This window comes from Pseudomonas sp. MYb541 (assembly GCF_037479595.1).
GTDB classification, from domain to species: domain Bacteria; phylum Pseudomonadota; class Gammaproteobacteria; order Pseudomonadales; family Pseudomonadaceae; genus Aquipseudomonas; species Aquipseudomonas canadensis.
Window position 1 is genome coordinate 71,752 of the sequence record NZ_JBBGYS010000019.1, and the last position, 24,305, is coordinate 96,056.

Annotated in this window: 29 protein-coding genes; 9 read left to right on the forward strand and 20 right to left on the reverse strand. The window is 61.0% G+C overall.

From position 1 onward, the window contains the following. The first annotated feature begins 42 nt into the window (after positions 1-42). Positions 43-630: a LysE family translocator gene (locus WH299_RS13840; RefSeq protein WP_028616617.1), complete on the forward strand. Its 588-nt coding sequence runs from the start codon at positions 43-45 to the stop codon at positions 628-630. Here the strand turns inward: WH299_RS13840 and WH299_RS13845 are convergent. From WH299_RS13845 to WH299_RS13880, 8 genes are all read right to left on the reverse strand, one after another. Next, positions 572-1,465 carry an AraC family transcriptional regulator gene (locus tag WH299_RS13845; protein WP_122728809.1) on the reverse strand — a complete coding sequence of 298 codons (894 nt, stop codon included), beginning with the start codon at positions 1,463-1,465 and terminating at the stop codon, positions 572-574. The genes WH299_RS13840 and WH299_RS13845 overlap by 59 nt on opposite strands. Before the next feature lie 63 nt (positions 1,466-1,528). Further along, the gene (locus tag WH299_RS13850; protein ID WP_339550529.1) at positions 1,529-3,991 is read right to left on the reverse strand and encodes a TonB-dependent siderophore receptor; all 2,463 of its coding nucleotides are present in this window, start codon (positions 3,989-3,991) and stop codon (positions 1,529-1,531) included. Between the two features lie 98 nt (positions 3,992-4,089). Next, positions 4,090-5,040 carry a FecR family protein gene (locus WH299_RS13855; RefSeq protein WP_339550531.1) on the reverse strand — a complete coding sequence of 317 codons (951 nt, stop codon included), beginning with the start codon at positions 5,038-5,040 and terminating at the stop codon, positions 4,090-4,092. Next, the gene (locus WH299_RS13860; protein WP_095015825.1) at positions 5,037-5,549 is read right to left on the reverse strand and encodes a sigma-70 family RNA polymerase sigma factor; all 513 of its coding nucleotides are present in this window, start codon (positions 5,547-5,549) and stop codon (positions 5,037-5,039) included. The genes WH299_RS13855 and WH299_RS13860 overlap by 4 nt, the downstream gene beginning before the upstream one ends. 282 nt (positions 5,550-5,831) lie before the next feature. Beyond that, positions 5,832-6,257 carry a GNAT family N-acetyltransferase gene (locus WH299_RS13865; protein WP_123478577.1) on the reverse strand — a complete coding sequence of 142 codons (426 nt, stop codon included), beginning with the start codon at positions 6,255-6,257 and terminating at the stop codon, positions 5,832-5,834. Between the two features lie 69 nt (positions 6,258-6,326). Continuing rightward, positions 6,327-6,590, reverse strand: a complete 264-nt coding sequence (locus WH299_RS13870; RefSeq protein WP_339550533.1) for a hypothetical protein — start codon at positions 6,588-6,590, stop codon at positions 6,327-6,329. 304 nt (positions 6,591-6,894) lie between these two features. Continuing rightward, positions 6,895-7,386 carry a GNAT family N-acetyltransferase gene (locus tag WH299_RS13875; protein WP_122728798.1) on the reverse strand — a complete coding sequence of 164 codons (492 nt, stop codon included), beginning with the start codon at positions 7,384-7,386 and terminating at the stop codon, positions 6,895-6,897. 158 nt (positions 7,387-7,544) lie between these two features. Continuing rightward, complete coding sequence (locus WH299_RS13880; protein WP_122728796.1) at positions 7,545-8,960, reverse strand: purine-cytosine permease family protein; 1,416 nt, start codon at positions 8,958-8,960, stop codon at positions 7,545-7,547. 219 nt (positions 8,961-9,179) lie between these two features. On the opposite strand from WH299_RS13880, the gene WH299_RS13885 reads away from it, so the two are divergent. Further along, positions 9,180-10,091: a LysR substrate-binding domain-containing protein gene (locus WH299_RS13885; protein WP_339550534.1), complete on the forward strand. Its 912-nt coding sequence runs from the start codon at positions 9,180-9,182 to the stop codon at positions 10,089-10,091. 104 nt (positions 10,092-10,195) lie between these two features. Here the strand turns inward: WH299_RS13885 and argE are convergent, their stop codons facing one another. The 5 genes from argE to WH299_RS13910 all read right to left on the reverse strand — a co-directional run bounded on the left by argE (position 10,196) and on the right by WH299_RS13910 (position 14,522). Next, positions 10,196-11,341 carry an acetylornithine deacetylase gene (gene argE, locus WH299_RS13890; protein ID WP_339550535.1) on the reverse strand — a complete coding sequence of 382 codons (1,146 nt, stop codon included), beginning with the start codon at positions 11,339-11,341 and terminating at the stop codon, positions 10,196-10,198. After that, positions 11,338-12,015 carry a DUF1028 domain-containing protein gene (locus tag WH299_RS13895; RefSeq protein ID WP_339550537.1) on the reverse strand — a complete coding sequence of 226 codons (678 nt, stop codon included), beginning with the start codon at positions 12,013-12,015 and terminating at the stop codon, positions 11,338-11,340. Before WH299_RS13895 ends, argE begins: the two co-directional genes overlap by 4 nt. Positions 12,016-12,025: 10 nt before the next feature. Next, entirely contained in the window at positions 12,026-12,436 is a 411-nt protein-coding gene (locus tag WH299_RS13900) for a RidA family protein (protein WP_339550538.1), read from the reverse strand. A 25-nt stretch (positions 12,437-12,461) separates the two neighbouring features. Next, positions 12,462-13,793 (reverse strand): flavin-containing monooxygenase, encoded by a 1,332-nt coding sequence (locus WH299_RS13905; RefSeq protein WP_445262709.1) that lies wholly within the window; start codon positions 13,791-13,793, stop codon positions 12,462-12,464. Positions 13,794-13,919: 126 nt separating this feature from the next. Beyond that, entirely contained in the window at positions 13,920-14,522 is a 603-nt protein-coding gene (locus WH299_RS13910) for a LuxR C-terminal-related transcriptional regulator (RefSeq protein ID WP_028616609.1), read from the reverse strand. A gap of 116 nt (positions 14,523-14,638) precedes the next feature. On the opposite strand from WH299_RS13910, the gene WH299_RS13915 reads away from it, so the two are divergent. Continuing rightward, complete coding sequence (locus tag WH299_RS13915) at positions 14,639-16,252, forward strand: ATP-binding response regulator (protein ID WP_068934255.1); 1,614 nt, start codon at positions 14,639-14,641, stop codon at positions 16,250-16,252. On the opposite strand, the gene WH299_RS13920 is transcribed toward WH299_RS13915, so the two are convergent. Beyond that, entirely contained in the window at positions 16,242-16,577 is a 336-nt protein-coding gene (locus tag WH299_RS13920; protein WP_028616607.1) for a hypothetical protein, read from the reverse strand. The two genes, WH299_RS13915 and WH299_RS13920, sit on opposite strands and share 11 nt — an antisense overlap. Before the next feature lie 175 nt (positions 16,578-16,752). Here WH299_RS13920 and WH299_RS13925 point away from each other — a divergent pair, with 175 nt between their 5' ends. After that, positions 16,753-17,223, forward strand: coding sequence for a GNAT family N-acetyltransferase (locus WH299_RS13925; RefSeq protein ID WP_339550541.1), 471 nt, complete (start codon positions 16,753-16,755; stop codon positions 17,221-17,223). Between the two features lie 122 nt (positions 17,224-17,345). Here the strand turns inward: WH299_RS13925 and WH299_RS13930 are convergent, their stop codons facing one another. Continuing rightward, entirely contained in the window at positions 17,346-17,831 is a 486-nt protein-coding gene (locus WH299_RS13930) for an HIT family protein (protein WP_068934253.1), read from the reverse strand. Positions 17,832-17,956: 125 nt separating this feature from the next. Here WH299_RS13930 and WH299_RS13935 point away from each other — a divergent pair, with 125 nt between their 5' ends. Further along, entirely contained in the window at positions 17,957-18,286 is a 330-nt protein-coding gene (locus tag WH299_RS13935) for a DHCW motif cupin fold protein (RefSeq protein WP_068934251.1), read from the forward strand. Here WH299_RS13935 and WH299_RS13940 read toward each other — a convergent pair. After that, the gene (locus tag WH299_RS13940; protein WP_122728777.1) at positions 18,273-19,304 is read right to left on the reverse strand and encodes an NADP-dependent oxidoreductase; all 1,032 of its coding nucleotides are present in this window, start codon (positions 19,302-19,304) and stop codon (positions 18,273-18,275) included. The two genes, WH299_RS13935 and WH299_RS13940, sit on opposite strands and share 14 nt — an antisense overlap. Before the next feature lie 87 nt (positions 19,305-19,391). Here WH299_RS13940 and WH299_RS13945 point away from each other — a divergent pair, with 87 nt between their 5' ends. Continuing rightward, positions 19,392-20,327 (forward strand): LysR family transcriptional regulator, encoded by a 936-nt coding sequence (locus WH299_RS13945; protein ID WP_305381358.1) that lies wholly within the window; start codon positions 19,392-19,394, stop codon positions 20,325-20,327. A gap of 209 nt (positions 20,328-20,536) precedes the next feature. Here the strand turns inward: WH299_RS13945 and WH299_RS13950 are convergent, their stop codons facing one another. Then, on the reverse strand, positions 20,537-21,004 hold the full coding sequence (locus WH299_RS13950) for a copper chaperone PCu(A)C (protein WP_122684642.1): 468 nt from the start codon (positions 21,002-21,004) through the stop codon (positions 20,537-20,539). Continuing rightward, the gene (locus WH299_RS13955; RefSeq protein WP_016976099.1) at positions 21,004-21,612 is read right to left on the reverse strand and encodes an SCO family protein; all 609 of its coding nucleotides are present in this window, start codon (positions 21,610-21,612) and stop codon (positions 21,004-21,006) included. The genes WH299_RS13950 and WH299_RS13955 overlap by 1 nt, the downstream gene beginning before the upstream one ends. 163 nt (positions 21,613-21,775) lie before the next feature. Here WH299_RS13955 and WH299_RS13960 point away from each other — a divergent pair, with 163 nt between their 5' ends. Both WH299_RS13960 and WH299_RS13965 read left to right on the forward strand, forming a co-directional pair. Continuing rightward, positions 21,776-22,159 (forward strand): DUF2946 domain-containing protein, encoded by a 384-nt coding sequence (locus tag WH299_RS13960; RefSeq protein WP_339550542.1) that lies wholly within the window; start codon positions 21,776-21,778, stop codon positions 22,157-22,159. 62 nt (positions 22,160-22,221) lie between these two features. After that, positions 22,222-22,767, forward strand: a complete 546-nt coding sequence (locus WH299_RS13965; protein WP_122728769.1) for a putative natural product biosynthesis protein — start codon at positions 22,222-22,224, stop codon at positions 22,765-22,767. Between the two features lie 208 nt (positions 22,768-22,975). On the opposite strand, the gene WH299_RS13970 is transcribed toward WH299_RS13965, so the two are convergent. Beyond that, positions 22,976-23,257, reverse strand: a complete 282-nt coding sequence (locus WH299_RS13970; RefSeq protein ID WP_339550543.1) for a hypothetical protein — start codon at positions 23,255-23,257, stop codon at positions 22,976-22,978. 65 nt (positions 23,258-23,322) lie between these two features. Further along, positions 23,323-23,799 (reverse strand): hemerythrin domain-containing protein, encoded by a 477-nt coding sequence (locus WH299_RS13975; RefSeq protein ID WP_028616598.1) that lies wholly within the window; start codon positions 23,797-23,799, stop codon positions 23,323-23,325. Between the two features lie 267 nt (positions 23,800-24,066). On the opposite strand from WH299_RS13975, the gene WH299_RS13980 reads away from it, so the two are divergent. After that, on the forward strand, positions 24,067-24,273 hold the full coding sequence (locus tag WH299_RS13980; RefSeq protein WP_028616597.1) for a PLDc N-terminal domain-containing protein: 207 nt from the start codon (positions 24,067-24,069) through the stop codon (positions 24,271-24,273). Positions 24,274-24,305 lie beyond the last annotated feature (32 nt).

Here is a 24,305-nt window from a genome sequence, read left to right on the forward strand (position 1 = left end):
ACCGTGGCCACACCATCACGGTTTCGAACAAAAGGAGTTGCAATGAGCTTGATTATTTCCATGGCTGCCTTCGCCCTGGCCACGTCCATCACGCCGGGTCCGGTGAATGTGGTGGCGCTGAGTTCGGGGGCTCGCTTCGGTTTTGTCGCCAGCCAGAAGCATGTGTTCGGTGCGGCCGTCGGCTTCACGCTGTTGCTGGTGTTGATTGGGCTGGGCTTGCATGAGGTGCTGGTACGCTGGCCGATTTTGACCCAGTTGATCCAGTGGGGCGGGGTGGCCTTCCTGCTGTACATGGCCTGGAAACTGGCCGCGGACGATGGCCGGCTGGATGCCGAGGGCGCCGCAACGGCGCCGTCGATGGTCTATGGGGCGATCATGCAATGGCTCAACCCCAAGGCGTGGCTGGCCTGCGTGGCGGGGATGGGCTTGTTTGTGGCGGATGGCGATGCCGCACAGGTCTGGCTGTTTGCGGCGCTCTATCTGGTTATCTGCTACCTGTCGGTGGCGTGCTGGGCCTACGCCGGCACATTCCTGCGCCGCTACCTCGGCAACCCTCAGGGCGTTCGCGTGTTCAACCGCTCAATGGCCGCGTTGCTGGTGGCCAGTGTGGGTTATTTATTGATGGCTTGAGTCGGTCGCGGTACTGCCCCGGCGTGGCAGCGAAATGCTGCTTGAAGGTGCGCTGGAAGTGCGCCTGGTCGGCAAAGCCTGCGGCCAGCGCGACGTCGGCGATCAGTTCACCCTGGCGCAATTGCGCGCGGGCAAACTGGATACGCTGGTTGACCAGGAATGCATGGGGCGTCAGGCCGTAATACTGCTTGAACGCACGGATCAGGTAGGACGGTGAAAGCTCGGCTGCTACACAGATATCTTCCAGTTTGAGGGCGTCGGTGCAGTGTTCGCGGATGTAGTCGGCGGCGCGTTCCAGCTTGTGGTTGACCTCACGCACCGGCGTGTCGGAGGGGTTGAGGCGCTGTTGAACTTCAGTGAAGTAACTCACCAGTGCGCTCTGTTTTTGCAGGTGTTCGGCCTGTTCATCCGCCAGTATCCCGTACAACTCCAACAGGCCGTCGTAGAGCACCGTGTCCCGGGTGTAGGGTGTGCTGAATGGGCGGTAACCCTGGTCCGTGCCGAACCCCAACTGGTGTTGCAAGTCTGTCAGCCAGGGCGTGTCGATGTACAGCATCTGGTAGGACCACGGCTCATTGGCGATGGGGTTGCAGGCGTGTACGTCGCCAGGGTTCATCAACACCACCGTGCCGGCGCTGATCTCAAACGTTTCGGCGCCGTAGTGGTAATAGCTGCGTCCGGTGGTGACTACACCGATGGAGAAATGCTCATGCGCGTGACGGCTATAGGTCACCTTGCGCCCATCGGCGATGGTGCGCGCTTCGATGAAGGGCAGGCGCTCGTCGCGCCAGAAGCGCGGCGAGCGTGAGGGGTGAGCGAGGCTGTTCGGCGACATGGCGGCGGGTCCCTCCCTTGAGCAAGTGAAGGGATCATTGCACAGACCTCCACCGTCGTCATCTCAGAAATCCCACTTGGTCGCCAGTTGCAGGCTGCGGGGTTCGCCGTAGAAACCGGTGCCGAAGTTGCCCAGGCCGGTGTAGTACTTTTTATCGAACAGGTTCTTCACATTCAGCGTGGTGCTCAAGTGCTCGTTGAAGCGGTAGCGTGCCATCAAGTCAACCAGGTAGTAGCTGTCTTGGGTGATGCGCGAGTTATTGCCGAAGTTGACCGTATCGTTTGGATCGGGCTGGAATACATTGCCAAAGAACTCGCTTTGCCAGTTCACACCGCCGCCCACGGTGACGTTCTCCAGCGCGCCGGGCAGGCGGTAGGTGCTGAACAGGCGCACCACTTGCTGTGGCGTGGTGGTTTGCAGCACCGAGCTGTACACGTAGCCGTTGTTGGCATCGCGGGTGTGCTGGTAGGTGTAGCCGGCGGAGACATTCCAACCGTCCAGCACCTCACCCGACAGTTCCGCCTCGAAACCTTTGGTAGTCGCACCGGCAATCGGGCGATACACCGAGTCGGTCTCGAAGCCTGAGACGTATTCGGCCACATTGTCCTGCTCGATGCGGAACGCCGCAAAGCTGGCGTTCAGGCGGCCCTCGTAGAACGCGGCCTTGATCCCCGCCTCGTAGGTGTCGCCTTCGATGGGATCAAGCAGCTTGCGGTCGGCGTCCTTGCTGTTCTGCGGGCGGTAGATCTGGGTGTAGCTGGTGTACACCGACCAGGTGTCGTTGAGGTCGTAGACGATCCCGGCATACGGCGTGACCACGCCGCTCTGGTGATAGCTGGTGCGGTTGTCGGGTTTGGTCGGGTCGTAGAAATCGGTGTTGTCGGTGCCGCTGAAATTGCTCACGCGGGTGCCGAGGATGACCGATAGATCATCGGTGGGTTTCAGGCGTGTGGCCAGGTAGGCGCCGGTCTGGCGCTGCACGATATCGTTCTGGCCGCTGCGCGGTATGTCGGGTTTGGCGTATTCGCCGTGCCAGTCGAAGATGCTGCCGCCCACGGGCGGGTACACCGAACCGTACACCGGCACATCCTGTTTGGAGCGAGTGGTCATGAAGCCCATGATCAACTCGTGTTCTCGGCCGAACAAGTTGAACGGCCCGCTGAGGTTCACGTCCAGGGTGTTCTGCACTTGGTCACCCTTGTATTTGCCCATGAACATGTACATGTTCTCGCCGCTGACCGGGTCTGGGTTGCCGCCGCTGGCGGAGGCGAGCAGGGTGTCGTGCTGGCTGCGCTTGCGGTCGAGGCTGACTTTGAGCGACCAATCATTCGCCAGCTTCTGTTGCACCGAGGCGAAGATAGTCTGGTTGTTGAAGTCGCGACGGCTCCAGTCGGCGGCCGGGTTGAATGAGCGCGAGAAATTCGTGCGCGAGCCGTCGCTGAAGTACATCGGGAAACCGGTCCAACTGGCGCCGCGGGAGCGGGTGTCCTGCTGGTCGATACCGAAGGTCAGCAGGGTATCGGGTGTGAGGTCGGCCTCGAGAATGCCGTAGGCGATGTCCTTGGTGTGCTGGTAGTGGTCCAGGTACGACTGGCGATCCTGGTACACACCGACAAAACGGCCGCGCACGTTACCGGACTCGGTCAGCGGGCCGGAAATGTCGCCTTCGGTGCGGTAATTGTCCCAGGAACCGAAGGTCTGGGTCACCGAGGCTTTGAACGCTGCCGTGGGCTTTTTACGAATCAGGTTGACCGTGGCCGAAGGATCGCCGGAGCCGCTCAGCAGGCCGGCAGAACCCTTGATGATTTCCAGGTGGTCGTACACCGCCATGTCGGTGCTGGTGGTGCCGTAGTCATACACCCCGTCGTAGGTAGAGTTGACGCCGTCGTACTGGAAATTGGTGATCGGCAGGCCACGGCTGGAGAACTCCCAGCGCTCGCTGTCGTAGTTTTGCACGCTGACGCCGGGGGCGCGGCGCAGGGTATCGGCGATGCTGTTGGTGCCCTGGTCGTCCATCTGCTGACGGGTGATCACCGTCACCGACTGCGGGGTTTCACGCATCGACAGCGGCAGGCCAGTGGCCGAGGCCATGGAGCCGGTGGTGTAGGAATGGGTTTCTTCGGTGGTGGCGCCCAGGTCTTGGCCGGAAATCGTGGTAGCGCCCAGCTCCAGCGCGCCGGTGTTGTCGGGGATCAGCTCCAGCACGTAGCCGTTGTTGCCCTGAGGTAGGGCCTGCAAACCGCTGCCCTGCAACAGGCGCTGCAAGCCGGCCGCCGGGGTGTAGTTGCCGTTCAGGCCGGGACTGGTCTTGTCCGCGGCGAGGCTGTTGTGGCCGGCGATGAAAATGCCTGACTGCTCGGCGAAGCTGTTCAACACACTGACTAGGGACCCGGCGGCGATGCGGTATGGGCGGGCGGCTTCCTGGGTCGAAGGCGAGTCGGCGGCGTGTACCATCGGCGCGCCGAGGCAGAACAGCGAAGTGGCCAGCGCTAATGGGCGCAGCGCGAAGCGAGCAGGTTGCGACATGGATGTTTCCCTTTGGATCAAATCGATCGGCGAATTCAAAGCGTCTGCAGGGTTAACCGAACGAGTGTTGAAAAAGGGAACTGGCGGTTGAAGATTTTTTACTGCGGCCCGACCGATACCCACCACGGTAACGGCCGGTCGACCCGAATCGGTAGCGCCGCCTGCAACAGGTGCAGGGCATGATCGCTGTCTTTGAGCGGGAAGGAACCCATCACCGGCAACTGCGCCACCGCGGGGTCGCACCCCAGATGGCCTGGGCGATAACGGTTGAGTTCGGCGATCAACTGCCCAAGCGGCATGTTGTCCGCCAACAGCACGCCACGGCTCCACGCTTCCCGCGCCGGGGAGGCCGTTGTGATGGGCTTGAAGCCGTCGCGGGTGAAGGATGCTTGCTGGCCCGTTTCGATGATGCGCAGCTGCCGGTCTTGGGTGGTGACCTGCACGCGGCCTTCGAAGACATTGAGCTGGGTGTGATCGTCGCCTTGCAGCACACTGAAACGGGTACCCAGCGCCTGCATACGCCCGTATTCAGTGTCGACCAGGAACGGCCGACTGGCGTCCTTGGCTGTGTCGATCAATACCTCGCCAAAGCGCAGATGCAGCAACCGTTGCCTCGTATCAAATCGCACATCCAGCGCGCTCAATGCGTTCAGCCACACATGGCTACCATCGGCCAGCAGCGCATCGCGTGTCTCGCCGCTGGTGGTTGCATAGTCCGCGCTCCAGCCACCCACCAGCCGCGGCAGGGCGGTGTTGCGCCAGCTTCCCCAGGCCAGCGCCGAGCCGCCGCACAGCACCAACAGGGTCTTGAGCGTCTGACGCCGCGAACTGCGCAAGGCCCGGCTGGCACTCTGGGCTTGTTCCTGCAGCGGGGCAAAACGCTGACTTACCCGCTGCACATACTGCCAGGCCGCCAGGTGTTCGGGGTTTTGCGCGACCCAAGCTTGCCAGCGCAGTTGCTCCAGGGCGCTGCCCTGATCCTGCAGGCGCACATACCACTGTGCCGCCTGCTCCAGGCTGACGTGACTGAGTTTGCCGGGGGGCGTCATAGCACCAGCATCCCGTCGAGCTCGGCTTCCAGGATCGCGCAATGCAACAGGGCCTGGGCCATGTACTTCTTGACCATGCGCTCGCCCACGCCAAGCTGCTCGGCGATCTGCTTGTAGGGCAGGCCATGCAGTTGGGCGAGCAGGAAGGCTTCGCTGACTTTCTTCGGCAGGCGCGCGAGCATGGCGTCTACCTCCACCAGCGTCTCGACGATGATCGCCCGCTGTTCCGGCGACGGTTGCAGCGCTTGAGGTTGTTCGGCCAGGGTTTGCAGCCACGCACGTTCGAGCTGGCGCCGGCGCCAATGGTCGATGCACAACCCGCGGGCGATGGTGGCCAGGTAGGAGCGCTGGCGTACGGGGTCGGTTTCGGCGGGTGGGCGGCTGAGAATCCGGACAAACGTGTCGTGGGCCAGGTCGGCGGCATCGCAGCGGTCGTTCAGGCGTCGGCGCAGCAGGCCGAGCAGCCAGCTGTGGTGGGTGCCGTAGAGGTGGGTGAAAGAGGTCGACACACTGCCCGTCCAGCTCAAAAAGCGTGTAAATAAGAATTGGTCGCGATTAAAGCAAAGCATGGGGCTGCACGCAAATGATATTGGTTTGCTATCGGGCTAGAGATAAGGGTCAAAAACCGCTCCGCCAAACGAACGAAGCTTCACTGTAGGAGCGCGCTTGCTCGCGATGAACGTGAATGATGACGCAGTGCTGTCAGGCTGCCCGTGTCGCCTCTTGGTTTTTCGTGAGCAAGTTCACTCCTGGAAACCAATCCGCACCGCTATCGCTGTTGTAAGCGGTTCTCACAGCAGTTTAGACAAAAACACCCGGCTGCTGCCCTCCGGCTCGCAGGGCACTTCACCGAATTTCACCCAACCGTGCTTCTCGTAGAACCCTGGCGCCTGGAAGCTCAGGGTATAGAGCACCGCGTTGCGAGAACCCCGACGCCGGGCTTCGTCTTCGAAGGCTTGCAGCAATTGACTGCCCAAGCCCGAACCCCGCAGGTGTTCAGGCAGGTGGAAGAGGTCGAGAAAGGCCATGCCCAGCGTGGTTTTACCGGTGATGCCGCCGAGGATCTGATCCGTTTCGGTGTCTTTGATCAGCACCATCAGTGGCCTGCGATCGTTGTAGCCGGTGATGCTTTCGTTAAATGCCGCCAGCCCGCTGCCGAGGATGCGCTCGGCTTCGGGGTTGGGTTGGTCGCTGATCTCAATTGAAGGTGCAGTCATCGTTGCATCTCACCAGGTGCTTGTTGAACGGCCCAGGCAGGTGCGCACTGCCTCGGGCCGCCAATGGTCTTACGCCCGCTGCCAGCCTCCCTCGCCATCAGCCTTGATCTCGAAATCTATAGGCTCGCGGTAAGGATCACCAAGGGGCGCATAGTGCCCGTTGCCGGCAGACTGCGTCGGTTGCCAGCTTTGGGTGTTGTGATCGAAGTATTCGGCATCATCTCCCGCCGACTGATCAAGGGGGTTATGCCTGGGTTTGTCGCTATCGATCCTGCCGATTTCGAATGCCTGATACATCGAAGCGAAAGGGTTCAATCCACCAATTGAAGACATGAGTACACCTCTGTGATGAAAATAAAAATACCCTGATGGGCGCATCGCAGGCTATCGAGCGCCGGCAAGTCATTCAATGAGGTGTTTTCACGGGGATGTAACGGGCTGAAACCAGCCTCGGGTCCGTACACGCAGTCGGTTGTGAGACTGTAGGCCATGTCTTGTTTATCGTGTGTGGTCTCAAGTCTGGCGTCAGAGATTGGAGCCGCGCCCCAGCTTTTTGCGGATTGAAATACATTGATCTTTTGAGCTGTCGCTACGCCTTAGATGTCTCGACACACAATCGGAACCCACCTGCGGTGCTCTAGAGCGCCATCATCATCTCATGCCACGCCATTCCGCCATGGTCGGAAGGTGAGGGGGTGGTGTAGTGGTAGCCCATGCGCTTGTACAACGGCACGTGTTGTTCTTTGCACATCAAGTGGATCGTCTGCTTGCCCATGTCGCGCATGCGCTGCACGAATTCGGTCATCAACGCCTTGGAATAGCCCTTGCCCTGCTGCGCCGGGTCGACCACCACCGACATGATCACCACATTCGGCGCCTCGGCCGAATGGCCCACCAACTCCTTGAACGCCTCGTCCGACATCACCACGTCATAGGCGCAACCGCAGTTGATGAAACCCACGGTTTGGCCCTCGGCCTCCAAGATCAAAAAGCCTTGCGGGTACTGCGCAATGCGCGTGGCGATCTTTTCCAGTGTCGCGGCTTCGTCACCTTCGTAGGCGCTTGTTTCGATTTCAAAGCATCGGGCGGCATCGGCGGGGAGGGCATTGCGGAAGGTGAGGGCGGGCATGGTCTTTCCTGAGGCACTAAGCGAAAGGTTCTATCATAGAGAAACATCACGTGGCTGGCACTGAAACGCTATCGCCGGTAGGAGCCAATGCACACTCATCGCAACCAGAAAACCCGCCAAAGCGGGTTTCCTTCACAGCTCAATCCAAAACAGCCGGATTAAATCTCCCCTACCAACTTCCCCCCCTCCATCCGGCGCTTATACGCACTGTCCCGGCTCGCCAACCAGAAATACAACGGCGATGTCACCACCAACCCCACCACCCAGGACAAGTCCGCCCCGTTGATGTGTTCCGAAATCGGCCCGACATACAGCGGTGTGTTCATGAACGGAATCTGCACCACAATTCCCACGGCATACGCCAACAGCGCCTGTGGGTTGTAGCGCCCGTAAATCCCGCCATCCACGCGGAAGATCGAGGCAATGTCGTACTTGCCCTTATGGATCGCATAGAAGTCGATCAGGTTGATCGCCGTCCACGGCACCAGTACCACCAGTAGCACCAGCACCATGTCGACGAAGTGGCCAATGAAGTCCTTGGAGGCAAACACCGCGGCAATCGCACAGGCTGCCAGCACCAGGATCGAGATCACCGCGCGGCTTTTGGCCGTTGGAATCCAGCGGTAGGCAAAGGTCTGCACCAGGGTGATGATCGACAGTACGGCACCGTACAGGTTGAGCGCGTTATGGCTGATCACGCTGAGGAGGAACAGCACCAGCATCAGGGGCCCAATCGCCCCAGTGGCGAGTTTGACGGCGTCCATGGTGTCCATGCCCACCGGCGTCGCCAGCACGGCGACGGCACCGAAGATGAAGGACAGGCTTGAACCGAGGGCCGAGCCGAGGTAGGTGGTCCAAAAAGTGGAGGCTACCGGTACGTCGGCCGGCAGGTAGCGCGAGTAGTCCGACACGTAGGGGGCAAATGCGATTTGCCACAGGGCCGCCAGGGACACGGTCGCCAGCACGCCTGCGATGTTGAATTCGCCGCGTGTCAGGAAGTCCGTGGTCTGTACATGGGTAAATATGTAGCCGAAGCCCAGCACGATCCCGGCGCCCAGCACCCAGGTGCCGATGCGGTTGAGCACGTGGATGAAGCGGTAGCCGATGATGCCGATGATCCCGGAACCAATGGCGCCGATGACGATGCCCACCGGCACGGGCACCGCGTCGACCACGCCGTGCAGGGATTTACCCGCAAGTACGATGTTGGAGGCGAAGAAACCGATGTACATCACGCCGGCGATCACCACCACCAGCAAGGCGCCGAGGGAGCCGAACTGGGCGCGGCTCTGGATCATTTGCGGGATGCCCATTTGCGGGCCCTGGGCTGAGTGCAGCGCCATCAGCACGCCGCCGACCAGGTGGCCGATGAGGATGGCGACGATGCCCCAGAGGAGGTTGAGGTGGAACAGTTGCACACCCAGCGCACCCGTGACGATCGGCAGCGGCGCAATATTGCCGCCGAACCACAGGGTGAACAGGTCTCTTACCTTTCCATGGCGATCTTCCGGGGGCACGTATCCAATCGTGTGTTTTTCGATAAGCGGGGCGGAGGATGTTGCAGTGGTGACCATGACGAACTCCAAGGCAAGGTGAGTACGTTGACGTACTTCGCTGTGCGCCACGTGCGCGGCGCTTTGTTGTTGGAGTGATGATCTGCAATGGACACGGGGAGGTAAATTAGTAAGTTTGTTGCTATAGACCTTAAAAAATATAGCTCGCAGCTTTGCCGCGCTCCGGTATGTTGCCTACACCTGTTTAGCGGGCGAAGTCCCACGTTTCTGGAGGTCCCGATGGCTGCGTACAACCTGCGCCAACTCAGATATTTCGTCACCACGGCCGAATGCGGCAGCGTCGCCGAGGCCTCGCGCAAGCTGTACATCGCGCAGCCGTCGGTGTCCACGGCGATCAAGCAGTTGGAAGACAGCTTTGGCGTGCAGCTGTTTATCCGTCATCACGCCCAGGGGGTGTCGCTGACGCCCAGCGGCGCACGCTTCTATCGCAAGGCCCTGGAGTTGCTGCGCGTAGCCCATGAGTTCGAGCAGAACGCCCTCGCGGACAATGACGTGGTGGCGGGGCAAATCGATATCGGCTGCTTTGAAACCGTGGCGCCGTTGTACCTGCCCCGCTTGATCGCCGGCTTCAAGGCGCGTTGGCCGGGGGTGGAGATCCGCATTCGTGATGGCGAGCAGCAGGAACTGGTGCAGGCGTTGACGGCAGGCAGTATCGACGTGGCGATGCTGTTCGAACATGACCTGGGCGCGACCATCGAAACCACGCCATTGATGCCGCCGCAGCAGCCATATGCGCTGTTGCCGGCGGATCATCGTTTCGCGCAGCAGGCCAAGGTTTCACTGGCGGACCTGGTGCTGGAACCGATGATCTTGCTGGATGTGCTGCCGAGCCGCACCTACTTCGTGAGCATCTTTGAAGAGCGCGGGCTGACGCCGAATATCGTGTTCAGCTCGCCGTCCATCGAGATGGTGCGGGGGATGGTGGGGCGGGGGTTCGGGTTTTCCATCCTGGTGACCAAGCCGTTTACCGAGTACACCTATGATGGGCAGAAAGTGGTGTGTGTGCCGTTGGCAGAAACGGTGACCGGCTCAGGCTTGTCGGCGGTATGGTTGCGCCGCGCGCCGTTGACCAAGCCGGTGCAGCTCTTTGTCGACTACTGCCGCGAAGAACTCGTCCGCCTCCTCGCCTAGGGCTCCGGCCGTAGGAACCGAGCTTTTGTAGTGAGCGAGCTTGCCTCGCGCGGGGCAAGCCCGCTCACCACAAAAACAAGGCCACAGGGATTTGCATGAAGTGTTCAGGCGCGAATCGAGTCCAGCATCCGCCCCAGCATCGCGTCACACCCCGCCAGTTGCTCCAGGCTGACAAACTCATCCGGCTTATGCCCCTGGTCCATGCTCCCCGGTCCGCACACCACCGTGGGAATGCCCACCGCATCAAACAACCCACCTTCAGTGCCAAACGCCACCGTTCCAAACTCCCGCGAGCCGGAAAACGCTGCGATCAACTCCGCCGCCTGGCTGCGCTCATCGGTGACCAATCCTGGGTAGGCCGACAGCTCGGTAAAGCGAATCGCACTCTGCGCACTCACCGCCTGCATGCGCGGCAACACCTGCTGCTCGGCATAGGCCTTCAGTTCTTCAGCCACTTCGGCGGGGTCCTGCGACGGCAACGCACGCACTTCAAAATCGAACCGGCAATCCGCGGGTACGATATTCAGGGCCTTGCCACCGCTGATCACACCGGTTTGCACCGTGCTGAACGGCGGATCAAACCGCGCATCCTGGATCTCCCGCAGCCACTGGCCAATCCGTCCCAGCTCCCCAATCAGCTCGGCAGCATGCTCAATCGCATTCACCCCATAAGGTGCATAGGCCGAATGGCATGCCTCGCCGTGCACGTCGCAGCGCATCGCCAACTTGCCCTTGTGGCCAAGCACCGGCTTGAGTTCGGTCGGTTCGCCGATGATGCACAGCATGGGTTTCACTGGCCGTTCTTCAAGCACCTTGAGTAACGAACGCACGCCCAGGCAACCGACTTCTTCGTCATAGGACAGTGCGATGTGCACCGGCATCCGCAACGGCGCCGCGACCAACGCCGGCACCAGTGCCAACAAGCAGGCGATATAACCCTTCATGTCGGCGGTGCCGCGGCCGAACAGCTTGCCGTCGCGTTCGGTCAGCTCGAACGGCGGTACGGTCCAGGGCTGGCCATCCACCGGTACCACATCGGTGTGCCCCGACAGCACGATCCCCGGCAACTCAACCGGGCCCACGCTGGCAAACAAATTGGCCTTGCTGCGATCTTCGTTGTAGACCAACTCGCTGGATACCCCGAAACCGGCCAGGTAATCGCGTACAAACTCGATCAGTTGCAGGTTGGATTCGCGGCTGGTGGTGTCAAACCCCACCAGCGCCTGCAGCAGTTCGCGGCTGGTGCTCATCGGTCATCTCCGGCCACGCCGTAGCCAGGGGAGCGGTCCGGGGCAAGGGCGCGGTCGATGTAGTCCTGCACTTGCGGGCGATAGGCATCCCACAGCTTTTGCAATTCAAGGATCGGTTGTTCATCGGCCCAATCCACGCGCAGGTTGATGATCGGCCAGGTCAGTTCGCCCACCACCACCAGCGCGGCGGAGTGCACCGGGCCGGCTTCGCCACCGGCGGCGATGGCGGCATGCATCGCCGCTAGCAGCCGGTCCGCCAACTGGCCTTCACCTTGCTCGAAGGCCGTGACCATCGCCTCGATCACCGTGCGGTCGGCGAGCATGTTGCCCGCCGCCACACATTGTTCGCCCGACGCGGCGTTATGGGTGCCGAGGGTTTCGCTGCCGCTGAAATGCACGCTGCGGCCCAGGTGATCAATCGCCGTCAGTTGCCGGTACTGGCTGTAACCGTTGCGCGTCAGCGCCTTGTCGATCGCATCGGCGGGGGCGAGGCCCTGCTCCAACAGGTCCAGCACGTCCGGGCCCAGGGCCGGGAGGGTGATGTTCTGGGTCGACACCGCGCCCACACCGGGCCGCAGCCACGGGCAACGGGCACCTACGGCAATGCTCGATGAGCTGATGGCAATGCCCAACTGGCCGGTTTCGGCACAACGGCCGACGATTGAAAAGGTCATGTGCGGCTCCTTACTCTGGAATAACGGCGATCACATCGATTTCCATCAACCACTGCGGCTGGCCAAGCGCCGATACCACCAGCCCGGTGGAGATCGGAAACACGCCCTTGAGCCATTTGCCGACTTCCTGATACACCGGTTCGCGGTAGCGCGGGTCGATCAGGTAGGTGGTGGTCTTGACGATATGCGACAGGTCGGAACCGGCCTCTTCCAGCAGTTGCTTGACGTTTTTCATCGCTTGCTCAGCCTGTGCGCGCGGGTCGCCAAGGCCGATCAGGTTACCTTCGAAATCCGTGCCCACCTGGCCGCGCACATACACGGTATTGCCGGCACGCACGGCCTGGCACAGGTCGTTTTCCAGGCTCTGGTTAGGGTAGGTTTCCTTGGTGTTGAACATGCGGATGCGAGTGTGAGTAGGCATCAAAAAAACTCCGGCAATAAAGGGGTCAGGCGCTGACAGGGGAGGGACGAACCACCGGGGCGGCTTCGCGGTATTCAAGGTATTGACGCTGGATGGCGATGTGGTCGGCCACGTATTTGGCGTCATGCCAGACGCCCCAGATAAACGATGAACCCCGACGCGATTGCCATGGCAAGCCGAGGAAGTAGATCCCGGCCTCGCTGGACACGCCACGCTGGTGCTGAGGCTTGCCGGCTTCGTCGAAGGCGGCGACCTTCAGCCAGCTGTAGTCCACGGCAAACCCGGTGGCCCAGATGATCGAGGTGACACCGGCCTTGGTCAGGTCCAGTTCCAGGATCGGACTCTTGATGCAGTCGGCATCGGGGAATACGCGACGGGCTTCGGGTTCCAGCGGCAGGTCGACGCCGTTACGCTCGATATAGGCGTCGGCTGCGTCCAACAGGGCCAGGTAGTTTTCATCGCCGCGTGCCAGGTTTTCCACCAGGTTCGGCTGGAAGCTGGCGACACTGCCGTTGAAGGCTTGCGTGAGGCCGACCAGGGTCATGCCTTGCTGGGCCAGCTCACGGAAGTCGATGGTCTTGCCGCCGTGTGCGCCGCTGACCGCGATGGTCACGTGCTCGCGGCCGGGTTTCATGGCCGCCTGGTCCCACTCGCCCAGCACCCCCAGCCACCAGCAGAAGTCGCGGTTGCGATAGGCGCGGGGCGGGCGGTCGTGGGCGCCGACCGAGAGGTACACCTGGCGTCCGGAGCGCTGCAATTCATCGGCGATCTGCACGCCGGAGGAACCCGCGCCCACCACCAGCACCGCGCCGGCCGGCAGTTGCGCGGGGTTGCGGTAGTCAGCGGAGTGGATCTGGTGCAGCGCGGTGTCTTTCGGCGCGATGGCCGGAATCACTGGTTTTTGGAACGGCCCAGTGGCGGCGACCACACGGTTGGCCTCGATTACGCCTTCGCTGGTGTGCACGGTAAAGCCTGGGCGGCCGACATTACGCACCACGGACAGCACATCCACGCCGGTACGGATCGGCGCATTGAACTTGCGGGCATAGGCTTCAAAGTAATCCGCCACACGCTCTTTCGGCGCAAACCCATCCGGAGCGACCGTGTCGAATTCCAGCCCCGGAAAGCGGTCATGCCAGGCCGGCCCATTGGCCACCAGCGAATCCCAACGCCCGGTGCGCCAGCGCTCGGCGATACGGCTGCGCTCCAGCACCAAGTGGGGCACCCCTTGCTTGCTCAGATGCTCGCTCATGGCCACGCCAGCTTGGCCGGCGCCTACCACCAGCGTGTCTGTTTTTGTTATTGCTTGAGTCATGTCTCTGTCCTTGCGTAATGCAGTTGGATTCAGCGTTGGCATGACTTCAAGGCTAGGGGGAGGGGGGTTATAAATAAAATATTATTAAGCTGGGAAGTGAGCATAAATATCGGATGCAGGGCTGACCAAGCGACTGGCAAGCAGCGTCTTTGGTGAACCCGCTTACCACTAAAACTCCCCGGAATACTTCACCGCTGCCGCCGCCCGCGACGGCACATCCAGCGTGCGCAACAACGACGACACATGGATGCGCACGGTAAACGGCGAGATATCCAGGGCCTTGGCGATTTCCTTGTTGGTCTTGCCTTGGGCGATCAGGCGCAGCACGTCCTGCTGGCGGGCGGTGAGGGTGTGGGTGTCCAGCGGCAGCAGGCCGGAGGGGGCGAACTTGACCAGCACTTCGCCTTCGCGGATGGCCAGCAGGGCCTGGCCGATCTCATCGGGGGCGATGTTCTTGCCAATGAAGCCATCTGCGCCCAGGGCCATGACCTGATCGATCAATGCCGGGTCATCCACCATCGACACCACGATCAACGTGGTGCGCCGCAGTTGCTGGCGCAGGTCGACCAGTTGGCTCATGCAGGTCAGGCCGGGGAAGCGCAGGTCGAGGATCAGGGTATCGACCTCGCCGCCTTCTCGGATCAGCGCGAGCACCGTTTCCAGGTCGCCAGCTTCCTGCATCAAAGCGTCCGGCAGTATGCGCTGTACGGTGCGCAACATGGCCTCGCGAAACATCGGGTGATCGTCGGCGATGATGATGCGACCGGTCATAGGAGTGCTCCTTCCTGGGGCAAGGCTGTGCAGTTGCATGCTACCTTACCACCGCGCCCTGGGCCTGCCTGGGGTGTGTGAAGGAATTGATGACTGCCGCACAAGGACGTAACCCCATGAGCCTTGAGACCAACTCCGAACTCGATCAAGCCAACCTGCGCATTGTGGTGGCCAGCATTGCCATTGTGTATATCGGCGCGCTGGGCTTCCTGCCCGGACAGTCGGTGGACACCTACCTGCCGGTGATCCTGTATATCTTCCTGTTCCTGCTGGCCTCCATAGTCTTGCGCCAGGTGATTGTGCGCTGGCCCGGGCATTATCCGGCGCGGCGGATCTTCGGCATGCTTCACGACTACACCGGCACCTCGTTCGGTATGGTGGTCGGCGGCGAGGCGGCCTTGCCATTGTATGCGGTGATGGTGTGGGTCAACCTCGGCAATGGCATGCGCTACGGCTCGCGATACCTGGCGATTGCCACGGCGTTGGCGTTGCTGGCGCTGCTGATCGTGTATCGCCTCACGCCGGTGTGGCAGGCGCAACCTTTCATGGTGCTGATGCTGATGATCACCAGCACGGTGATCCCGGTGTACGCGCATATCCTGCTGGAGCGCACGCGCAAGGCATCTGAGCAGGCCATCGCCGCCAACCTGGAAAAATCCCGTTTCCTCGCCCAGGCCAGCCATGATTTGCGCCAACCCATCCACTCCATCGGCCTGTTCACCGCGTGCCTGCGCGAAGCCCGGCTGGGCGATGAAGAGCGGCGCCTGGTGGATAACATCGACCGTTCGCTGCTGAACGTGTCGCAATTGTTTCGCTCGATTCTCGACCTCTACACCCTCGACAACGGCCGCCTGCTGCCTAAATACCAGGCGGTACACCTGGGCGAGTTTCTTGCCGACCTGGTGCGCCAGAACGCCGAGGCCGCGCGCTGGGCGGGGGTGGAATTGCGCCTGCGGCCGTGCGCGCACTGGGTGCTGGTCGACCCGGCGCTGTTGGCGACCATGGTGCAGAACGTGCTGTCCAATTGTTTCAAATATGGCGCGCATCGTCCGGTGCTGATCGGCGTGCGCATTCGCGACGGCGGCTTGGCGGTGGAGATTCATGACCGGGGGCGAGGGATTGCCGAGGAGCATCTGTCAAAGGTCTTCGAGGAGTTTTATCGGGTACGCCACCTGCGTGACAAAGACGTCGAAGGCGTGGGCCTCGGGCTGTCCATCGTCAAGCGTTTGGGGCAGTTGATGGGGGTTCAAGTGAGCCTGCGTTCACGAGTGGGTCATGGCACTTCCGTAAGCCTGTATGGCCTCACCCTGGCCACCGCGCCGCGAGCAACGGCTCCGCGTGATGACACGCGCCAGGCCGGGTTGCTCACCGGGTTGAAGGTGTGCCTGGTGGAAGATGACCACAACGTGTTGCTCGCCACCCAGGCGCTGCTGGAGCGCTGGGGGTGCGAGGTGCAGGCGGCGTCCTCGGGGCGTGATCTGGTCAGTGATTGCGACATCATCGTCGCCGACTACGATCTGGGTAACCACGCCACCGGTATCGAATGCATTGATGCCCTGCGCGAACAACGTGGTTGGGCGGTCCCGGCGCTGATCCTCACCGGGCACGATGTGGAGAAAATCCAGGCCGCGTTGCACGACCGTCAGATCGCCATTCTCTCCAAGCCTGTGCGCCCCGCTGAACTGCGCGGTGTTCTGCGGGACCTGAGCCAGGAGGCGGTTACTGGGTGAAGCCCTGAAGGGGGTTGCCGCGTGCACCTTTGGGCTGGCAGTAGGCGGCAGGCTTCATCAGCCCAAAGCTCGCCACCGCGAACGCACCACCGCTGGCACCGCTGGGCACCGAGCAGTTGTACTCGCCGGATGCCGCGCTGGCGACGTAGTAGGTGGTCATCGAGTCGCTGCGCACATTGGAGATACGCTTGACCGGCTCACCCAGGTTGGTTTCCGACAGCGTCTTGAGGTGGTCTTCGGTAGGCTTGATGTTGCTGCAGCCGGCCACGCCGATGATCAGGGCACCCAACAGGGTAAGACGGGTAACAGAGGATTGCAGTTTCATGGTGCTTCTTCCTTGGGGTTGTTATGGTTTTTCCAGCGCACAACGCGCCCACGCGCAAGAGATGCACGGTGCCGGAGTAGCGCTGGAAGTGTCGGGGAATATAGCGCCGCAGGGGGGAGGGGTCGATTAGCACAAGTGTGCTAATGGCACGATGATTTCATGGAAGGAGCGTGAAATGCTGGAGATAAAACGGGCTGTCCCAGAACACGCCCAGGTGGCGTTCGACATCCGCTTGCAGGCCATTCGCGGTCAATGCATCGGCGCGTACACGCGCGAGCAAATGCTGCTGTGGACGCGGGGTAAGGCCGAAGATGGTTACAGCGCGCTGATGGATAAACCGTTTTACCTGGGGTGGGTGGACGGTCAGGCGGTCGTCACTGGAATGCTTGATCCGGACAACAATGAAGTCGGCGCGCTGTTCGTCCTGCCGGATTACACCGGGTGCGGCTATGGCAAGGCGATGCTGGATTTTCTAGAGGACCAGGCGCATAAGCGGGGCATCCCCACCTTGGTGCTGGATTCGACGCTGAATGCGGTGGGTTTCTACCGCGCGCACGGGTATGCGGGAGATGAGCAGGCCGTCTATCACTCACCATCAGGGTTGCAGTTGGCCTGTATCCCGATGACTAAACACCTTACGAACTGACACCCTGCCCCTGTAGGAGCCGGCTTGCCGGCGAAAAAATCACGGACGCCGCACTCATCCAGAACACCAGTGTCATCGTTGACGATTTTCGCTGGCAAGCCAGCGCCTACAGTGGAACTGTTTCAATCATCAAAACGTGCCTGTAGGCGTTCGATGACCTGCGCCACCGAGGCTCCGTGGATTACCGGTGGTGTGAGGCTCTCGCCAAACTCACGCCACACAAACAGCGTTAACTCCGCGCCATCGGTCAACGTTTGCGTCGGGGGCTGCGAGCCAAAATCCTGCAGCAAGCGATACCGATCATCCCGCCAGAATGCTTCCTCCACCCAGTCGTACACCGGTATGAAATGAAAATGCAGCGGGAATCCCGGCATGTGTCCATAGCGGCTGATGTACAGCCATTTCGGCTTGAGCTGCGCTTCTACCACTCGCTGGGTTTTCGCCAGCAGCCCACCCAACTCGGCCAGCGCTGCTTCCGGCATGTCGGCCAGGGAATGGATCGGTGTCTTGGCGCCCAACATCAGGTAGCCGGGCAACGCCGAGGCCAGGTGGTGGTTGAGCAGCCAGTGTTCGGTTTCGTGAAGGATGTACGCGGGGTCGATGTGCATAAGCGAATCCAGGGGAGCGGTGCGAGCAGGATACCTGTATCCCAGAAAAGCGTTTGATCTGTGCCTATCGCCCGTTGCTCCAGATGATTAGCCTCAAGCCTCGCTAAATAACCATCGAGCCCACCATGGAACTCACTGCCGTCCCTTTTGGCACCACCGACTGGTCTACTGTCGAACCTGCCATTCACCCAGGCATTACCGGCAATGCGTTATGGCGCACCTGCCACTTCGGCACAACCCGCGTGCGCATGGTCGAATATACCCCCGGCTACCTTGCGGATCACTGGTGCTGGAGAGGGCACATTCTGTTGTGCCTTGAAGGCGAGTTGCACACCGAATTGGAAGACGGCCGTCAGTTCACCCTGACGGCCGGAATGAGTTACCAGGTGGGCAATGACATGGAAGGCCATCGCTCATCGACGACTAGTGGGGCGAAGCTGTTTATTGTGGATTGAGGCGCACGATCAACTTGCCGAAATTGCGACCTTCCAGCAGCCCGATGAACGCTTCGGGTGCCCGCGCCAGTCCGTCGACAATGTCCTCGCGCCATTTGAGTTTGCCTTCGGCGATCCACTGCGCGGCATCGTGCAGGAATTTGTCCTGCTGCTGATCGACAAACTCGGTCTGGATAAACCCACGCACGGTCAGGCTCTTGGCGAGAATGTCATGCATCGTTGCAGGCAATCGGTCCGTCGTTGCTTCTTGAAGGGCGCCATCGTTGTAATGAGCGATCAGCCCGCACACGGGTATACGCGCAAAATCATTGAGCAGCGGTCGCACGGCATCCCAGACAGGTCCGGCGACGTTCTCAAAGTACACGTCGATACCATGGGGGCACGCCTTGGCCAGCTGTTCGGCAAAGTCCGCTGCGTGATGGTCAATGACCGCATCAAAGCCGAGTTCGTCTTTCACGAATGCGCACTTATCCGCTCCCCCGGCAATGCCCACGGCACGAGCACCGTGCAGGCGGGCGATCTGGCCGACCACTGAACCAACTGCACCGCTGGCGGCTGCGACGACTACGGTGTCGCCGGGTTTGGGTTTGCCGATATTGAGCAGGCCGGCGTAGGCCGTGAAGCCCGGCATGCCCAGCACGCCGAGGGCGGTGGTCAGCGGTGCGACGCCTGGGTCCAGGCGGCGCAGGTCTTGTCCGTCAGACAGCGCGAAGCGCTGCCAGCCGGCGTAGGCCAATACGATATCGCCTGCGTGCCAATCGGCGTGACGTGAGTGCTTGATACGCGCCACGGTGCCGCCGACCATCACCTCACCGATGCCCACCGGCTCGGCATACGATTTGGCTGCACTCATGCGCCAGCGCATGTAAGGGTCGAGAGACAGGTAAAGGTTTTCCAGCAGCACCTGTCCATCGTTCGGCTCGGGGATCGGTGCGTACTCAAGGCGGAAATCGCTGGTTTTCGGGCGACCTTCGGGGCGAGCGGCCAATACGACGCGGGGGTTCTGGAGGTTATCCATGATGTTTCTACTCACTGATTGAACAGGCTGAACAGCGTAGTCATACGATGGGTATCAAGGTAGGCTGATAGCGGTTGATTCAGAGTTATGCCAAACATGATATCCGACGCGTTCGAACCTTATTTGCTGCGCACCTTTGTCGCGGTGTGTCATCACGGCAGCCTCAGTGGCGCCGCGCAACAGGCGGGCAGGGCGCAATCGGCGCTGAGCGCGCAGATTCGCCGGCTGGAAGAATTGCTCGGGCAACGCCTGTTGCGTCGCACCGGGCGTGGCGTGGTGCCGACCACTGAGGGCGAACTGTTGCTCAGCTATGCCACACGCATCCTGGCGTTGGGCGAAACAGTGGCGACACGCTTGAAGGAGCGTACGGTAATGGGCACGGTGCGCGTCGGCCTGTCGGAAGACGTCGCCGTCTCAGCATTGCCAGCCGCCCTGGGCCGCTTACGCCGTGCCAGCCCCCACGTGCACATGGACATCACCGTGGACCACGGCGATGCACTTGCTGAACGCTGGCACGATGGTTTGCTCGACGTTGCCATTGGCGTGAGCTCGGTATTTGCCGCCGACCCCGTGCATACCTGGAATATGCCGTTGTATTGGGTGTGCGGGATCGATGACGAGATCGACCCGGCGTTGGCGTTGGATGTCATCGTGTACGCCGAACCTTGCGCGTGGCGGCGCCTGATGTTCGACGCGTTATTGACTGCCGGCCGCGATTTCCGTGTCACCGTCACCAGCCCGAATATCGGCGTGATCATGGCTGCCGTGGAAAGCGGCTTGGGCGTCGCGTTGTTGCCTGCCGAAAATATCCGCCCGGACACCATGCGCGTGATCGCACTGGGGCCCAACGGCAGCCCGGCGTTAAGCGTCAATTATGGGTTGTTCGCGGTACCGCGTCAGACCGACAGCATTCGCGCCACGGTCGAGTTGCTCAGCGAGAGTTTTCACCTGATGACGCAGCCAAGGGCAGGTGGCCTGATCCGTAGCGATACACCCCACCCGACGCCCGCGCCAAGCCGATAAAGCGCTCGTTTGGTGTGGTGAGCGGGCTTGCCCCGCGCTGGGCTGCGAAGCAGCCCTAAAACCATCCACTGCGTTCTGTCAGAGGGAATTGAGTGCTCTTGGTTGGGGCCGCTTCGCGCCCCAGCGCGGGGCAAGCCCGCTCACCACAGTAAGCCCGCTCACCACAACAGAACTGACAAACCTTCCGAACCCGTCAGCCACAGTCCCCATCAATGCATCTTGCTGTGATCCATCCCGTCCACGCCACGGGCCGGTGCCTTCACTTCAATCGCCTGCTGCTCGCCCTTGGCGTTCTGCACTGTCAGGGTCAGCGGCACCTGGTCGCCTTCCTTGATCTGGCCGGTCAGGCCCATCAGCATCACGTGGTATCCGTTAGGGTCGAGGGACACGGCCTTGCCGGCGGGCAGGGCTACCGAATTCACCGGGCCCATGCGCATCACGTCGTCCTTCATGCTCATTTCATGGATCTGCACGTCCTTGGCCACCGGCGAGGCCACGCTCAGCAGTTGGCTGTCGCTGTCGGCGGTGACGGTCATGAACGCGCCGCTGGACGGCTGGCCCGGCACGGTGGCGCGTACCCAGGCGTCGGTTACTTGCACCTGGGCGCTGGCGTGGGCGGCAAGGCCCAGCAGGGTCAGGCCGATGAGGGTGCGTTTGAGGTGTTGAACGGCAGTCATTAGCAGACCTCCATGACGGTGAGCAGGTCTTCTGCGCACTCTTTAGCGGTAAGGGATGCCTGCAGGCCCAGGCGCAGGTTGCCACGGGTGTCGAACACGAAGCTGGTGGCGGTGTGGGACAGTGTGTAGGTGTCGCCGGCGGGGATCTTTTCATAAAAGATCCCGAATTCCTTGGCGGCCACGGCGATTTCTTCCGGGGTGCCGTACAGCGCCTCGAAGCTCGGATCGAAGGCTTTGACGTACTTGTCGAGAATCTCGGGGGTGTCGCGTTCCGGGTCCAGGGTGATGAACACCACCTGCATGATTTCGCCGTCGCGGCCCATCAGCTTCTTGGCCTGCGCGGCGCGCGCCAGGGTGGTCGGGCACACGGCCGGGCATTGGGTGAAACCGAAGAACACCACCGGCATCAGGCCACGGAACGAACTCAAGGTGACGGTTTCGCCGTCGGTGTTCTTGAGCTTGAAGGTACGGCCCATGATCTTGTCGCTCAGGTCCTTGCCGTACTTGAAGTTCAGCTTGGGGCTGTAGTCACAGCCGCCCAGCAGGCTGCCCAGGCCCAGCAGGCCCATTCCGGTCAGCACTTTGCGGCGGGTGAATAAGGTACTCATCAACGTGCATCCTGTGAAACGCCTGCATTGCTCTGGATCAATACATCAGGCTTTGAGGGCGCCCAGTCTACCAACCCTGGGAAGTGCACGTAATCTGCGACGTTCTGCCACAGGGGCCTGCGACACTTCATCCTTTGGCGGCTCTGGTGGTAGAGTCGCCGCCATGAAATGGAGCCACCCCGACCGTTCCCTGATTGCCTGGGCCCTGTACTTCTGCGTGCTGATGAACCTGTTCGTCTGCGGTTTGGGGCATGGGCAGATGATGGGCCAGGAACTGAATGGCATCGGCGGGGCGTTCTGTTCGGTGGACGGCAAGCCGGCACCACTTTCCGACAAAGGGTTGGGCAGCCCGTCTTCCAGCAACATCTCGAACTACTTTGCTTGCCCGGTCTGCAACGCCTTGACGGTTGCGCTGGTGTTTCTGGTGGGGCTCGCCTGGCTGTTGGGCCTGCGGCAAGCCCCTCGATCCGCTTACGAACGGCGCAACAAGGCGCCACCGCGTTATTCCTGGCCTTCGGCCAACCCTCGCGCTTCCCCCGCTTTCTGACGTATGCCTTGGGCCTCCCGTGATCGGGTGGCATTCCATCGTCATGACTGTGAGTGCGTTTCATGAACCACCTGTTGCCCGCAGGCGCCAGCCGCCTGGTCAGCAAGGCGTCCCGCCGCCTGCACGCGGAACCGGCGCCGCCTGAATACCCGAGTAATTCCCGCAGCTTCGTGCACCTGGATGCGCGGTTGTTGCCGTATTGGCACACCCTGTTCGATATCTGCCCGGCGCTGCTCAAGCTGGATCCGCCTGAAGGATTGAACCTGTTTCGCAGCTTCATGACCTGGGCCTATCGCAACCGGCCGCCGCTGGATTGGACCTATCACCTGAATGTTTGCCGTTGGCTGCTGGGCTCGCCGTATCGGTCGCAGATCGACGACGAGCCGATCGAGGCGTTCATGGCTGCGGCTGCGGCGCGTTGGGTCAATACGGATGAAAGTCAGGCCCAGGGTGTGGCCCTGGCGTGGCAGTCGTCACGGGTTGTCGATTGGAAAGACGCCCGGTCTGCAGGGGCCGAACAGCAGGCGTTACCGCCGCCGCCCTGGGATTTCGCCTGGTGCCCGTTAAAGGCGCCGGACGGTTTCAGTGGGTGGCTGTCGGTGCCTTGAGAGGCTGTTGAATCCATTGCCCGGCGCCGGATTGGGCTGGTCTAGCTGCGCTACTTGCCGGTACTGGCCGAGCCTTTCGACTCTTCCTTTGGCACGGTGCTGACCCTCAAGCATGATCCCCATGCACCCGGCGGAAATGCTCGGTGATGACTGGTATGAACACGGCGACTGGGGGCTGACGCCCGCGCCGCCGGGAACGGATGAGCCGTCAACTGCCTGAGCGAGGTTTTTGCTGAGTTTCTTTTGGCTGGCGGTCGGCAGGTTTAGCCGGCTTGCTCGGCTGCTTTGCAGTTTCTTTGGTTTTCTTGTCGCTGTCGGAGGGGCTGCTGGGGTAGGTTCCCGGCGGCAGTGCTGAACCGGTAGCGCTGTCGCCACTCAAGGCGCTAGCAGCCGGTTCGGGGTTATCGCCAAAAGCGGCGTAGGCGGGGCCGGCGAGCAGAGCTGACAGGCCGACTATAAGTAAAATCCTTTGGGGCAATCTGGTCTTCATGATGCAATCCCCTATCGTGATGCATCAAGAGCCTGAGTTTCCTCCAGGCTCGGGTCATGCCTCGATCAGGCCGCCATTGGCTTGGTCGACTGCAATTTTTTATGCGCCGCTTTCATCGCTTCCATTTCAGCGCCCAACTCTTCAAGCAACGCTTTGCCCAGCAGTTTTTTCGCCTGCGGGAACATCTCGGTTTCTTCTTCCTCGATGTGGTGTTCCAGCAGCTCCTTGACCACTTTTACGCGACCGGAAAACTCCGTAGTCGAAGGTTCGGTCTGCTTCAGATCCGGCAGTACCAAGGAATCGACAGTTCGGTGCTCCTCTTTGGCTTCGTGATACATGATGTCCTGCTCCTTGCCACCGGCCTTCCTGAACGCCGGGTAAAGAATTTCCTCTTCGAGCTTGGTGTGCAGGCTTATTTCCGCTTCCAGCTTGGCCAACAGCTCAGTGCGTTTTTTAACGCCGCGTTCGGTGGATTCACTCAATTGGGTCAACAGGGCCTTCACGCGTTCGTGGTCGGCTTTGAGCAGGTCAATGGCATTCATGGGTGACACCTCACGGGAATAATCAGGGCATGTCGAAATGCATGCCTCGTCCCGTATTCAGGTGCATCAGTTGTACCAACTTGAGCTGTTTTTAATTCATCAAGTAATTCAATGGCCTACGATAAGCTGAAGGTGAAGCGTGTCGTGCAGGTTGCATGGTGTTGCCTGTGACACGTTGCATTCCACAACCCGGGTCAGTTGACGCAAATTTTAATGAACCCTCGCAGCCATCGCTTGACCTAATGCATACGACCTAGGAGGTGAAGCATGGAAATTCAATACATCTGGATCGGGTTGGCGGTGATTCTGCTGCTCTTGGAACTATGGGCCATCAACATCGTACTGCGCAGCACGGGGGGCTGGGAGTCGAAAGGATTGTGGCTGGTCATTCTGATTTTTGTGCCGTTGTTTGGGCTTATCGCCTGGGCGATGTTCGGGCCAAAACGCGAGATGCCCGAGCAGCGTAAAAGTTGAGTCAGACCTGAATAGACAACAGGCGCCATTGC